17 protein-coding genes are annotated in these 14077 nt (G+C 71.2%); all 17 read left to right on the top strand.

Annotated elements, in window-relative coordinates:
* Positions 1–140: 140 nt before the first annotated feature.
* A complete protein-coding gene (locus JS756_RS16860) occupies positions 141–749 on the top strand; it encodes a hypothetical protein (protein WP_205383903.1) in 609 nt (202 codons plus the stop codon).
* A gap of 128 nt (positions 750–877) precedes the next feature.
* Positions 878–1564: a hypothetical protein gene (locus tag JS756_RS16855; protein ID WP_205383902.1), complete on the top strand. Its 687-nt coding sequence runs from the start codon at positions 878–880 to the stop codon at positions 1562–1564.
* Between the two features lie 315 nt (positions 1565–1879).
* Entirely contained in the window at positions 1880–2329 is a 450-nt protein-coding gene (locus tag JS756_RS16850; protein ID WP_205383901.1) for a hypothetical protein, read from the top strand.
* The gene (locus JS756_RS16845; RefSeq protein ID WP_205383900.1) at positions 2326–2688 is read left to right on the top strand and encodes a hypothetical protein; all 363 of its coding nucleotides are present in this window, start codon (positions 2326–2328) and stop codon (positions 2686–2688) included. Before JS756_RS16850 ends, JS756_RS16845 begins: the two co-directional genes overlap by 4 nt.
* Complete coding sequence (locus tag JS756_RS16840; RefSeq protein WP_205383899.1) at positions 2685–3446, top strand: DUF6884 domain-containing protein; 762 nt, start codon at positions 2685–2687, stop codon at positions 3444–3446. The genes JS756_RS16845 and JS756_RS16840 overlap by 4 nt, the downstream gene beginning before the upstream one ends.
* 38 nt (positions 3447–3484) lie before the next feature.
* The gene (locus JS756_RS16835) at positions 3485–4375 is read left to right on the top strand and encodes a Mom family adenine methylcarbamoylation protein (RefSeq protein ID WP_205383898.1); all 891 of its coding nucleotides are present in this window, start codon (positions 3485–3487) and stop codon (positions 4373–4375) included.
* Positions 4376–4480: 105 nt separating this feature from the next.
* The gene (locus tag JS756_RS16830; RefSeq protein ID WP_205383897.1) at positions 4481–5053 is read left to right on the top strand and encodes a hypothetical protein; all 573 of its coding nucleotides are present in this window, start codon (positions 4481–4483) and stop codon (positions 5051–5053) included.
* Positions 5054–5129: 76 nt separating this feature from the next.
* Entirely contained in the window at positions 5130–5492 is a 363-nt protein-coding gene (locus tag JS756_RS16825; RefSeq protein WP_205383896.1) for a DUF7715 family protein, read from the top strand.
* 51 nt (positions 5493–5543) lie between these two features.
* Entirely contained in the window at positions 5544–6101 is a 558-nt protein-coding gene (locus JS756_RS16820) for a hypothetical protein (RefSeq protein ID WP_240203872.1), read from the top strand.
* Positions 6098–7003: an N-6 DNA methylase gene (locus JS756_RS16815; protein WP_205383895.1), complete on the top strand. Its 906-nt coding sequence runs from the start codon at positions 6098–6100 to the stop codon at positions 7001–7003. The genes JS756_RS16820 and JS756_RS16815 overlap by 4 nt, the downstream gene beginning before the upstream one ends.
* Positions 7004–7078: 75 nt before the next feature.
* Positions 7079–7738 carry a hypothetical protein gene (locus JS756_RS16810; protein ID WP_205383894.1) on the top strand — a complete coding sequence of 220 codons (660 nt, stop codon included), beginning with the start codon at positions 7079–7081 and terminating at the stop codon, positions 7736–7738.
* A 345-nt stretch (positions 7739–8083) separates the two neighbouring features.
* Entirely contained in the window at positions 8084–9037 is a 954-nt protein-coding gene (locus tag JS756_RS16805) for an SAV_2336 N-terminal domain-related protein (RefSeq protein ID WP_205383893.1), read from the top strand.
* Positions 9038–9365: 328 nt separating this feature from the next.
* On the top strand, positions 9366–11126 hold the full coding sequence (locus JS756_RS16800; protein WP_205383892.1) for a hypothetical protein: 1761 nt from the start codon (positions 9366–9368) through the stop codon (positions 11124–11126).
* A gap of 102 nt (positions 11127–11228) precedes the next feature.
* On the top strand, positions 11229–11690 hold the full coding sequence (locus JS756_RS16795) for a hypothetical protein (protein ID WP_205383891.1): 462 nt from the start codon (positions 11229–11231) through the stop codon (positions 11688–11690).
* Between the two features lie 600 nt (positions 11691–12290).
* Positions 12291–12917, top strand: a complete 627-nt coding sequence (locus tag JS756_RS16790; protein WP_205383890.1) for a TetR/AcrR family transcriptional regulator — start codon at positions 12291–12293, stop codon at positions 12915–12917.
* Positions 12918–12966: 49 nt separating this feature from the next.
* A complete protein-coding gene (locus JS756_RS16785; protein WP_205383889.1) occupies positions 12967–13356 on the top strand; it encodes a hypothetical protein in 390 nt (129 codons plus the stop codon).
* 109 nt (positions 13357–13465) lie between these two features.
* Positions 13466–13915, top strand: a complete 450-nt coding sequence (locus tag JS756_RS16780; RefSeq protein ID WP_205383888.1) for a hypothetical protein — start codon at positions 13466–13468, stop codon at positions 13913–13915.
* The last annotated feature ends 162 nt before the right edge of the window (positions 13916–14077 follow it).

Raw genomic sequence — 14077 nt, 5'->3', positions numbered from 1 at the left:
GCGGATCGCTCAGACGAACACAAGCAATGTTGCTTATTAGTGTTTCCATGTGTACTGTGGTTCTCGTTGGTGGTGCTCGCCCCCCCGGCTTGAGCGCCCCGCGCCCTCCCCTTCCGACGAGACAGGCCCAGGAGACACGCATGCGCATCAAGACCGGTGGACAGCACCAGGGTTGGACCGTGGTCCACCAGGCGCGGCGGGCGTGGCGCGGCTCCTTCGAGGGCGTGTGGCTCGGCGTGGAGGAGTCCACGGGGCACTGGATGGTCGGCCGCCAGCACGACGGGCAGTCGATGGACGACGGCTTCGACGCGGACGGCAACTGGGCCACGTCCCGGCACTTCCGGGAGGGCAACGAGTACCTCAACATGCGCCGGGCTCTGGCCGCGTACGACGAGGAGGCACAGAACGCGAGCGACGTCTGGAACGGGATGTGGGACCAGCGCGCCCACGAGGCCGTCGCCCGGCACCTCGCGCACCGCGTTCCCTTCCCCGCGCCGGTCCGGCTCTCGGCCGGATGGATCGGGCGCGGCCTGACCGATTACCACCCCCCGCGCGGGTCGACGTTCCCGCTCGACGGGCCGGAGGCCAAGTACGAGCTGATCCGCTACCTCCAGGGCCAGACCCGGTTCGACGAGATCGTGACGGAGCCGGGCTCGGTCTCCGAGGAGGAGGCGTACCAGCTGGCCATCAACGCGACGGGGCCGATCCGCTTCGTGTGCCGTGGCGTGACCTTCTACCTGAGCGAATGAGCCCGACGGCACGGGCGCGGGGCCACAGCGCGCACCGCGCCCGTGCCGCCGGAGCACAAGTCGTCCAGCCAACCACCGACGTACCCACCGAAGGCGAGGACGCCGCCCCTGGGGGCGGTTGAGACGAGATGGACCACAAGAACCTCATCGGCCACGACGGCGCCGTTCACGAGGGCCTGCTCAACAGCCACACCGGCTTCATGATTGACGTGGCCTGCGACGCGGGCCGGTACGCCGTCGTCCACCACTACGAGAAGCTCGACCCGGCGCGCGTCACCGACGCTCCCCTGACCTGTCCTGAGTGCGTCGCCGCGAACTCCACCGCCACCGCACAGCTGCACCGCGGACGCATCGCCCATCGGTACGCCGAAGAGGTCCTCGCCCTCGCCGATACCCGCGCATGCCCGCCTTCCCAAGACGACGAAGGGCTCCGACTGGCCTTCGTGGCACTCGCGACAGAGAACCCGCCGCCCCGGGCCCTGTACGCGCTGATCAGGGAGCACGTGACCGACATGCTGACCGATCGCGCCCTGGCGGTGCCGGAAGGGGTCCCGCAGGTCCTCGTGCCCTACAAGCGGTACACCGGCGGCACAGTCCAGGCCCCCGTCGGCCCTGGGGACCGCCTCATGCACTACAGCGCCGCCGGCGGGTACTTCCAGTACGTCTGGGTCGATGGGCTCGATGAGTCTCCGGACGGAATCGTCGTCACGGTCCACGAGAAGGACCGGCGTCCGGTCACGTACTCGGCGCGCGAGGTCAGCCAGCGGTACTCGAAGCTCGACCGGGCGGCACCGCTGCCGTCGAGCGGTGGGTGATCGAAGCTGACGGCGACGGCCTGACCTCAAACAGTCCTGGGCAGGCCGGGCACGTACCGTCGCGGCTGATCCCGCCCCCATCCGCAGATGTGCGCCGGGATAGCGCTCGTCTCTCGCGGCCAGTTCCCCACCGCGATGGCGTCGGCCAGTTCAGGTCTTCTCACCCGCGGCCCGTGCCGGGATCCCCTCGGCCCCAGCACCGCGGCGGATGCGCCCCACCACCGTCCTGCCGCCCAACTGACCCTCTCTTTTCAGGATGCTGCGCCGCGCCGTCGCCGCGGCGCCGCCTCACCCGACTCCGGAGGCGCCCACACCATGACCACCGACAGTCCGCACGTCGCCTACCTGGCCCCTTCCGATCCTGCCCGCCCCCAGCCCGGCCGAGACAACGACGAGGAGGCCGACCGCTTCGAGGACTCGGTCCTGACCGCCTACCTCTTCCACCTGACGGCCAAGGGACACCGTGCCCTGCGGCACCGCGTCGTCACGGATCCCGTCCTGGCGTCCACCGACCTCTTCGACGCGACTGCCGGAGAGGTGGTGATGGCCTGTCACCGATCGCACTACCGCGCGCTCATCGCCGCGTACGGAGTGATCAGCGACTGCGCGCGATTCTTCCCCCCGGCCCGCCGCGCACTGCTGTTCACCGCCGAGCCGGGCTCGGTCGCCAAGGAGTTCCTGTCCCACCACAAGATCATCGCGATCTGGCCCGAGGGCGAGTCCTTCGTCCGCGCGGACCCGGCAGCCGAGACAGGCGGAGCGTGAACCGCCAGAGCTTCGGGCCGCCGTCGACGAGAGCCGAGGAACGCGCCTTGCGCGCGGCCGGTCTCCTCGTCGACGTGGCCGGGCGCGTACTGCCGGCCACGGCCCCGCCCTGCGGCTTCTGCGACGGCGAGGACATCGGCGACACCTGCCCGGCATCCCTGACCTGCCCCACATGCAAAGCCACGCCCCGACAAAGGTGCCACCGGCCGAGCGGCCACACCGCCGAGCAGTGGCACCGCAGCCGCGTCCACGCCGCCGACCTGGAAGACCAGCGCCGCGAGGAAGACGGCGACACCACCCTGCCCGCCCGCTGGGCCGACACCCCGCCGGCGCCGACCCCATCACGAGGAACACGATGACCACCGACCACCCCCGCAACAGCGCCACGGCCACGTCGCCCGGCGCCCCGGACCGGCCGCGTACGGCCGGAGCCTTCACACCCCGCATCACCCCCGCCCAGCGCCGCGCCCTCCTCGCCGGGGCCAGGGACCCGATCGGGCTGCTGCCCAAGTCCGTCAACCTGCGGACCCTGGCGTCCCTCGCCGACATCGGCTACGTCGGCCTGGATCAGAGCCGCGACGTCCTTCGTGGACAGGAGGCGACGCGGGACGCGCTGGACGTCTGGGGCGGTGCTCTGACCGAGGACGGCTGGCAGCGGGCCCGCGCCGAGGGCGCGGGCAGGTTCCGGATCGTCGTCGTCGGCTGCGGAAAGGCCAAGCAGGACCGCCGCGTGACCGCCGGCGCGATGTACGTCGGCACCTTCCACGGCTCCTGCCGGGAGACGGCCAAAGCCCTGCTCCAGGACGGCGGCCGCCAGTACATCCTCTCCGCCGCCCACGGGCTCCTCGACCTGTCCAAGCAGATCGACCCGTACGACATCACCGTGGGCGACCCCGACAGCGTCAGCGCGGACTTCGTGCAGGCGCAGGTCCGGGAACGCGGCATCGAGTCGGCGGAGGTGACAGTGCTGGCCGGCAGCAAGTACGTGGCCCTCGCCCGGCACTCCTGGCCGGACCTTCAGGCGCCGCTCGCCGGAGCCGGCGGGATCGGGGAGATGAAGCAACGTCTCTCCCAGATCCGTCTCGCCGCGCGGGCCGAAGCCGGGCAGGAGCGGTGAGCGCGCCGCTCGGGCCCGCTCCGGCTCGGTGGGAGGCCATGGCTGCCGGCAGCGCCGAGGGCTGGGCTCAGCGGTGGAGCCGCGGTGTGCCGACGTGGGTCCATACGTCGCAAGGCGGCTTCGACCGGCGCCGCTACGAGGTGGTCGAGCTGGCGGAGGCGCCCGCCCGGGAGTACATCCAGGCCAACCACTACCTGTCGGGGTGGCCGCCGGCAGTCCACCGGTTCGGGCTGGTGGACCTCGAGCCCGCAGGGGGCGACGACGGCCAGGTGGTCGACGGCCAACTGCTGGTGGGTGTCGTCGTCCTGGGCGTCCCGATGAGCCGCCGTGCTTTGACCAGGGTTTTCCCGTCGCTGGAGCCGTATACGGAGGCACTGGAAATGTCGAGGGTGTGCCTGTCCCCCTCGGTGGCGAGCAACGGGGAGAGCTTCACGGTCGCGGGGGCACTGCGTCTGGCCGCGGGCCACGGCGTGCGGGGAGTGGTCACCTACGCGGACCCCGTCGCCCGGCTTCGGACCCTGCCGGACGGGCGCACGGCCGGCTCCCCCCGAGGGCACCTAGGGGTCATCTACCAGGCCCTTTCCGCAACTTATACGGGCCGCAGCACGGCGAGGACAATCGTCGTGCTGCCGGACGGCCAGGTGCTCCCGGCGCGGTCGATCGCCAAGTTCGTCGCCGGAGACCGTGGTGCCGACGGGTTCGAGCGGCGCATCGCGGCGCTGGGCGCATCACCGCGCCCTGCGGGGTCCGACCAGCGTGCCTGGCTGCGCACCGCACTGGAGCAGATCGGGGCCAGGCGCCAGCGGCACCCGGGGACCCACAGGTACGCCCTGCCCGTTGGCCGTACGCGGGCCGAGCGGTCGAGGGCGGTCTTCGGCATGCCCGCACTCCCCTACCCGAAGTGGGCAGATGCCCGTCCCCGCACCTAGTGTGTTGCGTATTCACGTATCAATATGTAGTGTGGTGTTCGTGATCGAGCGGCGTACCGCTCTCACGCCCACCGCCATCTTGGAACCTCACCCTGAGGAACAACCGTGGACACGTCCATCCCCGACCGCAAGGCTGCGCGCTTCACCGCAGCCGCGGAATCCGGCGTCAACATGACCCCCGCACGTGAGTGCACCCTCGCGGACCGCGCCGCATGGGCCGACGCGGCGCTGGAGGCCTACAACAGGCAGGCTCCCAAGGCCCTGTTGCCCGTTCCCGAGCTGGCCGAGCGCGTACGGCTCGGCGTCCTCGCGGCCGAGGCCATGGCCCAGATCGCCTTCAACCTGCCCGGCGACCAGGTCGTGGACGACCAGGAAAGCGCCCATCGCGTAATCGGTGATCTGGTCGCTCAGGTCTTCTGCCTGACGGACGGCCGGGTCACCGCCCATGAACTCCACCAGGCCGCCGAGGGACTTCGCAGCGAGGCGTACCCCGTGAAGCTCGATGTCCTGTGCGCCGTCGCCGCCGCCGGGGCTGAGCGCGAGGCAGCCATGCTCGCGGCGCTCCTGGACGCGGCCGAGTCCTTCGGGTGCGACGTCCCCGGCATGGTCGAAAGCGCTCGCGACTACTTCGAAGAGCTCAAGGCCGAGGACGAGGAGGCCGAGGCGGCGCGCGCCTGAGCCCCCGTCCGGGAGCGAGGAGTTCGGCCCTGGTGGCCGCGCTCGCTCCCGGCCGGGTCGCCACGGAGCACACCTGATGAAACTGATCGTCCCCGCCTTCGACCAGCACTACCGCGTGTCCGCCACGGACTACAACTGGACCAACCCGGACGAGATCCTCACCATCGGCACCGACGAGGCCTTCGTCGGCCTCGACAGCCGCCGTTACACCACGCACGGCCGGGTCGCCGCACTCGACGTCACCCGAGCCGAGGTCACCGCCAAGATCATCAGCCTCCTCGCCCGGGACGGCTTCTACGTGCCCGGACGTGAGCGGCAGAGCACCGAGACCCGCAGGCGTATGGGCGAAGTCTTCGGCCTGGCACGCGGCTTGGAGACCGGCGCCGTCATCGTCCTTCACCGCGGTCGGCCCCGCCGCCACGCCGCACCCCCGAACTGACCCGCCCGGCGCGGAACATCCGCCAGCGCCCACCGCCACAGGAAGAGCCCCATGGACACCATGCCCCCGGACACCCATGCCCAGCAGCACTGGTACCTCGCCACCCTCGGTCACGAGGCGCTGTTGCGAGAGCTCGCACCGCTGGAGCTCCCCGCCTCCGCCACCCAGGACCCGCTCGCCCTCGCCGCACGGTGCCTGATCGCCGACCCGATCGGCTACCCCGAAGCCCACCAGGCCGCTGAACGGGTTCTGGCCCCGCTGCACGCCGCCCGGACGTTCACCACCACCGTCCCGGACGAGGACAACTCCTTGGAGCACACCGGCGTCGTGCCGGTCCTTGAGCAGCGCCAAGCCGGAGCCGTCACCGGGTGGTACGCCGAGCTCCTCCTCTTCGAGCACAGCACGCTGCTCAACAAGGCTGCCTACCGCCTGTCCCGGATGCCCGGAGACCCGACCTGGATCATCGACAGTGACTTCCAGCCCAGCGGCCACGCCGGGACGCTGCGGCCCTTCGGCTCCCGGCGGCCGGGCCGCAAGCGGACCCTCCTGCCGCCGTTCGTCGCCGAGCTCGACCGCCTCATCGCACAGGGGCCGAGGAGCGCGGCGTGACCCTGTTCGGCATCCCGCCCGCCGGAATGCGCCGCGCCATGGCGCCCGAAAGCGGGCGGGACCACGCCCACGCCATCGCCGAGGCCGCACACGCCTGGTGGACGGCCAACCGCGGAGGCTCCAGCGACCGGGCCATCGCGGTCGGCACCCTAGCCGCCCTCGCCCTCTCCGCGCCCTCACGGCCGGACGGCCCCGACTACGGCCCGCTCCTTCTCCCCCTCGACGACGAACAGCTCGTCGACACGTTGCGAGCCGGCTGGAACTCGTTCTGGACCTACGACCCGGACCTGACCGAGGCCGCCCGCCCGCTCCACGACTGGCTCTCCCACCCCACCGACAACGACATCCGCGGCCTGGCCGACTACGCCCGGATCCTCCTGCGCGCAGGGCTGCTCGAGTACTGCTCCGACACCGCCCGCGCCGAGTCCGACGATGTCCTCGGCCTGCTCATCACCCGGATGCGCAGCTACAGCGAACGGCAGAGCACCGGTGAGTTCTTCACCCCGGCCGTCGTCACCAACTTCATGGGCGACATGGTGCTCTCCGCCGACCGCAAGCCCGGTGACCTGTTCCTCGAACCCGCTGCAGGCACCGGGACGATGGCCCGGTCAGCGGCCGCCACGCTGCGGTTCTTCGGCACCGACCCCGCGCTCTACCACTGGTGGCTCAACGACCTCGACCCGCTCAACGCCGCGTGCTGCGCCGTGAACGCCCAGCTGTGGAGGCTCGGCCGGCAGGTGACCGTCTCCTGCGGCGACGCCCTCAACCGTCCCCGGCTCCTGGAGGAGGCCGTACGAGAGCGCGCCGAGCGGGCGAGATCCGAGCAGAAGGCCCGGCCGGTGCTGTACCCCACCACAACCCGCCCGCCGTTCTGGCCGTGGCAGTTCACTCCGCCCTCCTGACCGCGCGGCGGCCGTGCCGCATCCAGCGGCCGGCCGCCGCTCTCCCCTCACCCCTGCACGAAACGGAGCCTTCCCATGGCCATCAACACCACACCGCCGCCCGCCATCGCCGCCTTGGTCCCTGACTCCGAGGGACACGGGACGGTCCTGCGGATCGTCTACGCCCACCACCTGGACGGCGAGACCCTGGCCTTCCAGCTCTTCCACCGGTACGTCCACCGCTTGCAGGCCGGCACCCAGCTCCCGGACGAGATCACCCGCGCCGAGGTGATGGCCCTCCTCGGCGCGCAGGGCGCGGACTGTGCCGAGGGCTGGCACTCCTCTGCGAACGAGCCCACCGAGGCGGCCTCGGACGAGGCGTGGCAGTGGGTGCGCGCACAGGTGACCCGCCTTTTCCCCGGTCTGTCCTGGAAGGTCGAGCCTGACCGGCGCATGAACATTCCGGGGGTCGACGCCGACAAGGTCGCCGACATCGTGATCCGGGCCCGCTCCCTGGCATCGGACGTGACCCGACCCCCGACCATGTTCGATCCCGCGCTCACCTACTACGCGGACGGGACACATGTGGTGATGCGGGCCCGGGGGACAGAACGCTCCGGGCGCACCTTCGGAATGGCGGAGGGCGCCGCCTCGTACGCCTACCAGGCCGTGCGCTGGGACGACGGCGGAGCCGACCTCGTCGCCCCCCACGTGCTGCACCGCATCGAGAGCCAGACCCAGGACGGCCTGGCTTAGCCAGCCGCAGGGGCCGGCGCGCGGGAGTGCGCACCGCTCGTGGGCGTCGTCGGCGACCAGTGTCGCCGGGAGGGATGAAACCAACGGTGTCCCGGTGGCCGGGACTTGAGGCGGACTCGCCAGTGGATGGGGCGCGCATCACTGTTGCGTAATGAGTTTTCAGTGTGTACTGTACTTCCATGAGGGCGGGAAACCGCCCCCCGTCCAAGCCAATTCCGAAGGAGCCGCTTCCCGCGGCTCGCCCTGGCCGCACTCCCCCCGGCGGCCGGGGCCGCGAGGCCCGGACCGACTTTCCCTCCGCCCGGTCCGGGCCTCGCCCCCTCACAGAGGCCCCAAGGAGACGACGTGACCATACGGACGAACACCGGACCGGCGTACCGCCTCCAGATCATCTTCGATGCCGGACCCACGATGTCGATGTGGCGGCCGCTGCTGCGGAGGCTGCGCCAGTCTCTCGCCCATAACGGCCTTTTCGAGGGTGTGACGGTGTCCGTGCTCACGGCCGATGGCACGGTGCGAGGGCGACAGGTCGAGGACGACCGGCTGGTGACCCTCGTACTCAGCGACTGCTCCGGCCCCCAGTGGTACCCCGGCCCGGCCGGGGAACGCTGGTACGAGACTCTGCGCAGCTGGGCGTGCGTGCGACCGGTGGCGGTGGTACAGCCACTGCCCGAGCGCATGTGGCGGCGCACCGCGCTGCCCGGGACGCCCGGCCGCGTCCACGCCCCGGCCGCCGGATCCGCCAACTCCGGTCTGATCTTCACGGCGTACGACGGCACACCCCATGCGGGAGCGGACAGTATCCCTGTTCCCGTTCTGGAACCCTCCTCCGTCTGGCTGGAGAACTGGTTCACGCTCCTGGGCAGCGGCGGCACCGAGGTCCCGGCGGCGGTCGCCTTCATTCCGCAGGCGCTCCCGGCCGAAGAGACCGCCTCCCCGGCGAGACTCACTGCCGAGGAACTGGTCCTCCGCTTCCGTGCCACCGCCTCCCCCGAAGCGTTCCGTCTCGCGGGCCACCTGGCCGCAGGCGTCCCCCACTTGCCGGTGATGCAGCAGGTGCACCGCTCGGTGGAGACGGCCCCGTGCCCGAGCCACTTGGCCGAGGTGATTCTGAGCGGCCTGCTCCGTGCCGTCCCCGGTCCCCCCGGGACCTACTCCTTCCGAGAGGGCGTTGCATCCGTGCTGCTGCGCACGGTGCCGCGTTCCTCGCTCTCCCGCACGGTGGCTCTGCTGCGGCGAGCCGAACCGTCGGCGCGGCGTCCCCTTGTGGCCGCGGAGGTTTCGCGGCGCCTCCGCTAGGTGCGGCTTCCGCGCCCACATATCGACGCCGCCGTTCGCCGCGCCCCGCCCATCCAGCACCGTCTGATGCCGGATGGGCGGTCCGAGATGAACGCCCTGCTCGAGAAAGCGGGCAGCGGCGCCGGCGCGAAGACGCCGGCCGTCGCCACCTGCGCGCCCAACGGGTGGAAGCGCCAGCCCGGGACGCACGTTCGCTGATCACACCGGCCAGGCCCGGACCACCCTCCTCTGTTGCTTATTCGCGTTCCCATGTGTACTGTCATTTCATCGCCTGGTGCTCGGCACCCGCGACCTCTCCCCAAACCCTTCGCGTCCAAGTAGGGATGACATGCACTCGAACATGCCCGAGTTGTCGGATTCCGAGCTTCTGGCCATCGCGGCCCGTGCCGCCAAGCGGACCCCGGTCAAGCCCAACGATCTCCTCATCCTCAGCGAGCTCCAGCTGAAGCTGTACCGGGAACTGCATGCCGCTGCCGGTCAGTTGGTCCGGCCGCCGGTCCCGGCGGAAGTCTCCCCGGCATCCTCGGCGCGGGTACGGGGCGCCATCGACAACGTCCTCGCCGAGGAGGAGGAGATGGCCGTCTTCCGGCAGATCTACGACCACTTGGCGAACGCGGCACTGGGCGACCAGCGGGTCGCGGATCAGATGCTGGCGCTGTCCAGCGGCCAGCGCGGCCCGGTCGGCGGGTTCGTCAAGCGCATGCTGCGCTTCGCGGCGGCGGACGCGTACGCGAACACGGTGCAGATGCTCGTGGTCGACTTCCTGAAAAGCGCCGACGAGAAGACGTTGCGCGCGGTGCTGGCCCAGCTCGCGGGAATGGAATGGGCCCTCGATCCGGACGACAGGCACCAGCGGATGATCATTGACCCGCCGGACGTCGTCGTTGACGACGTCGACGCCGAGGCCCGCCGGTTCCGCGCGCTGGGGCTCCACCCCGGTGGAACCACCCCGGGCCGGAGTCTCGCCCGCACGGACAAGGCGGCCTGGGAAACTCCCGACCAGCACCGCATCCGTACCTGGCGGCGCCGGTACGTGGAGGCCCACAGGCAGAGCCTGGACTGGGCCCGGGCGAAGGCGGAGGTGTACCGCCGGGAGCGTGAGCGGCTGGCGCCCTACGGGCATCCGGACGGCCTGGAGGCGGCCGTGGTGACGCAGCTGCGGCAGGAAGCCGACCGGGCCTCCTCCGCCCGCCTCTTCCAGATCGGCGACTCCCTCGGCCAGATGGCGCTACGCCGCGTGGTGCGGCGGGCGGAGAAGAAGACGACCCCGTTCGATCCCGCCCACCTCCCTGCCTCGCGCGGGATGCTGTTCCTGGACACCCCCCTCTCTCTGCCCAACGGGCGACGCATCGTCGGCTACGTGTGGGGCCCGTGGTCGCCCCGGGCGGAGGAAGGCTGGTTCCTTCTGCGGCCCGACCGGCTTCTGGAGCCGGTGGAGGCCGCGTGCGACGACGCCCCGTGGACCTGGGTCACTGCCCTGACGTGCGACGAGTCGCTGCTGAAGCTGCCGTTCTCGCCTTACGAGACCCTGCTGGCGCGCCCCGGCGAGATCTCGGATCCCGAGACCCGACTTCGCGACCCGGACAACCCTGAGCGGTACCGGAGCGGATCGGGCCGCCAGGGCGGCCAGGAGCTGATGCTCCGCCACGTGCGGGCCCTGTGGGAGCTGCTGACCCAGCACAAGCGGTCCACGGTTCGGGTCCTGGCCCACCAGGTCCACCAGCTCAAGCCGAGCAAGCGCGATGCCGAACGGCGGCGGGGCATCTCCGACTCCGGCCAGGTCGAGAACTGGTGGGTGGACCCGGACGCGGGCGAGCGCTTCCGGGAGCAGCAGCCGAGCGAGCCGCGCGAGGGCGGAACCGGCCGCACGCTGGCGGTCCGCTACTGGAGGGAAGAGCACGAGCGGCAGCAGTGCCCGAACTCCCACCGGCACGCCGCCCTGGAGACCGAAAAGCGCGGCAGCTGCCCCCACTACGAGATCACCATCCCTGAGCACCCCGTTGGGCCCGCCGACGCGCCGTGGTCCGACCGGCTGCGCCGCGCCCGCCTCCGCCCCTCGGCGACGCCCCGGCACGGCACGAACGCCTAGCAGTCCGCGTGCGGCACGGGTGGGCCCCGTCCCGCCCGTGCCACAGGTCCCACGGCCCGTGCACCGGGCCGACTTCCCGAACGTCTTCAGCCGAGGAGAGCCATGTCCGACGAGCCCCGTCCCCGCACCGTCCAGCACCGCCGCTGTCAGCCACTGCACACCGTCTACGGGCTGGTGGCGCTGCTCGCCGGCTGCGGCTTCCTGATGGAGCAGCCCGTCATGTGGCTGTACGTCGGCCCGCTCGGGACCCTTGTCGTCAAGACGCGTCGGCTCGCCCGGAGCGGGGCCTGCGCCGCCCTCCGCAGGCGGGACGCGCGCAAGACCGCCCCGGCTCGCGCCCGCTGGGTGTGGAGCGCTGCCGCGGCCGGTCTGGACGCCGCCCTGGTGGCGGGAGCTTTCGCTGTCTGCACCGTGCTGCTGCACGGCCACGGTTACGAACTCGTCCCACGCGGGAGGGCGGTGGACTACCTGGCCCTCGGCGCAGGGACGGCGTTCGCCGGCGCGCATGCCCTCACTCACCGCATGTCCGCCCCAGCCCTGCAGCCGCCGCAGTCCGAGGCGTAGCAGGTCCCCCACGGTCGCGCCGTTCCGGGCGATCACCCGGCACGTCCCTCCCCTTCAAGTCCTCGGAGCGACCGTCATGCTGCGCTTCGACCCGCCACTACGAACGGCTCGGCCGTGGCGCACCTGCCCGCAGCGTGGTGCTTCCTGCGCGATGCCGGTCCCGGGCGCCGGCCGGATGTGGCGAACTGGCCGACGGCGTGGAGGACATGGTCGTCGGCCTCGGCCTGGGCCCGGCCGGCCCCCCTGCGCAAGTCGAGCTGGCTGGCACAGGCGAGTGTTCGCCGTCCTCTGGCTGCGGTACGACCGCGCCGACGCGCTGCTGGTGGCCGGTGTCATTCCGGGCAAGCACGCCGCTGCCGCTGTTGAACTGTACGGCGAAGAGCTCGACTTCTCCCGTTGGCCGACACCGTCCGCGCTGAGTCCGGGGACGCAGCCGCCAGGGCCGCGCGGGTGCAGGTCAGGCGGGAACGTTGGGATGCCCCACACCTAGAGCGTTGCTTATTTGTGCTTCAATGTGTAATGTGATTGAACGTCGGGTCCGGCGGCACCGCCCCCAGACCTGGACCACCCCCCTTCCTTCCTCCAGCTCAGGAGACGACTGTGCCCACCCGAGTCGTGACCCGCACCCCCGACCGCCGCGTGCCCAGCCAGCGCGGCCTCCAGACACGGCAGAAGCTGATGGACGCGACGATCCAGCTTCTCGCCACCCAGCCCTACCGCGACATCAAGGTGATGGACATCGCCCAGGCGGTGGGCACGTCACCCGCGACGTTCTACCAGTACTTCCCCGACATCGAGGGCGTCGTCCTCGAAGCATCCGGGCTCCTGGCCAAGGAGACGAAAGCGGCACTCAAGGACTTCAAGGACGGCTCCTGGTCCTCGGACGGACTGCCCGGCGCCGCCCGGATGGTCGACGCCGTACTCGACGGGTGGAGCGCGCACCTTCCGGTCGTGCGCGTGCTGACCGCCGTCGCGGCCGAGGGCGAGCCCCGCTTCGTCAAGGCGTACGCCGCAGCCACCCGGCCCATCGCCCGTGCACTGACGGCAGCCACCCAGACGACCACACCCGACGACGCAGGCAAGGAACTCGTGCACGCCCTCGTGTCCGGCCTGACCGCCGCCGCCGGACACGAGAACGCCGGAAGCGTCCAGGGACTGACCAAGCACCAGAGGCGCCAGGGACTCGCCCGCCTCGTCCACGCCGCCGTGGCCAGCACCACCGCCTAACCCGCGCTCCGACCACCGGACCCTACTCAACCAACACGGGGAAACCACCTTGATCCAGCCAGCCTCCCTCGCCATCGGCTTCGGCCTCGGCGTCCTCAGTGTCCTGATACGCACCCTTGCTCTGCGCATCCGTCCGCGCCGCCCCCCGCTCCCCCTCTCGGTCGCCTCGCCGAGCCCCGAGCTCATCGCCGCCCTGTCTGTGGCCGTCGCCGAGCGGTACCCGAACCTCGGAGGGTTCGACTACGCCACCATCAGCGTCTTCGAGCACAACGCACCGCAGAACACGGTGCACCTCTACCCCGCGCGCGGCCCCCACCGGGGCGCCATGCGCCTGGACCCCGCAGACCCGAGCAGCGCCAGCGGCAGGACGGCCCGGCTGCTGGCCGAGATGAGCCTGCCCCACGTCGGCGTCCTGGTCATCCCGCTCAGCCCGCGCTGACCCGGCCCACGCCGCCCCGGCTAACTCCCCGGGGCGGCCCCCAACCGGCCGCCTCGACAGACCCGAGAGCGCCGGCCAACCACCACTGGCACGAACCGAGGAGAACGCCATGGGCGCCATCGAGAATCACGAAGCCCTGATGTACGGGTACCGCCTGGGAGGCCCGGCCGACAACTGGGAGGGCCTGACGAACGAGCTGGTCCGGTACACCGACGACGTCGACGGCTCATCCTTTCTGATGCCGCGCGTGCCGTGGGAGACAGAGGACATGCGCGAGGAGAACCACCCCGACTACTTCGCTGCCGCCGCGGAGGAGCGACTGGCCGCTAACGGCCTGGGGTCGCTGCTCCTTCGGACGTACTCGATCGGGTGGGAAGAAGACGGACACTTCCTGGCGGCCGTCGTCCACCAGCCCAAAAGCGGACCCCTCACGCTCGACCCCGCGTCGATGAGCGCCGCATCCCAGCACGACGAGGCCCTGAAGCGGGCGTTGTCCGTGCTGGAACTACGGACCCGCGCCAGCAAGCCCGAGTGGATCATGGCGAGCTACTACGCGTAGCCCCGGGGTGCGAGGGCTCCCGTCACTCCTCTTCTTCGTCGTCAGCACAGACCGCCGCCCGCTCCAGGTGAGAGCGGAAGTCCCCGATGCCCCCGACGCCCGCCCTGACCATCGCCGAGACCTGACGACCCGCGAGCACAGCCACAATCTCTTCCCCAAGGA

The organism is Streptomyces actuosus, from assembly GCF_016921115.1.
Lineage (GTDB): Bacteria > Actinomycetota > Actinomycetes > Streptomycetales > Streptomycetaceae > Streptomyces > Streptomyces actuosus_A.
The sequence above is the reverse complement of the archived record's forward strand: the minus strand, read 5'-3'. Positions and strand labels throughout refer to the sequence as shown.

Coding starts and splice junctions, on each gene's coding strand:
- JS756_RS16860 (WP_205383903.1), top strand. CDS start 141: ATGCGCATCAAGACCGGTGGACAGCACCAGGGTTGGACCGTGGTCCAC.
- JS756_RS16855 (WP_205383902.1), top strand. CDS start 878: ATGGACCACAAGAACCTCATCGGCCACGACGGCGCCGTTCACGAGGGC.
- JS756_RS16850 (WP_205383901.1), top strand. CDS start 1,880: ATGACCACCGACAGTCCGCACGTCGCCTACCTGGCCCCTTCCGATCCT.
- JS756_RS16840 (WP_205383899.1), top strand. CDS start 2,685: ATGACCACCGACCACCCCCGCAACAGCGCCACGGCCACGTCGCCCGGC.
- JS756_RS16835 (WP_205383898.1), top strand. CDS start 3,485: ATGGCTGCCGGCAGCGCCGAGGGCTGGGCTCAGCGGTGGAGCCGCGGT.
- JS756_RS16825 (WP_205383896.1), top strand. CDS start 5,130: ATGAAACTGATCGTCCCCGCCTTCGACCAGCACTACCGCGTGTCCGCC.
- JS756_RS16820 (WP_240203872.1), top strand. CDS start 5,544: ATGGACACCATGCCCCCGGACACCCATGCCCAGCAGCACTGGTACCTC.
- JS756_RS16810 (WP_205383894.1), top strand. CDS start 7,079: ATGGCCATCAACACCACACCGCCGCCCGCCATCGCCGCCTTGGTCCCT.
- JS756_RS16800 (WP_205383892.1), top strand. CDS start 9,366: ATGCACTCGAACATGCCCGAGTTGTCGGATTCCGAGCTTCTGGCCATC.
- JS756_RS16795 (WP_205383891.1), top strand. CDS start 11,229: ATGTCCGACGAGCCCCGTCCCCGCACCGTCCAGCACCGCCGCTGTCAG.
- JS756_RS16780 (WP_205383888.1), top strand. CDS start 13,466: ATGGGCGCCATCGAGAATCACGAAGCCCTGATGTACGGGTACCGCCTG.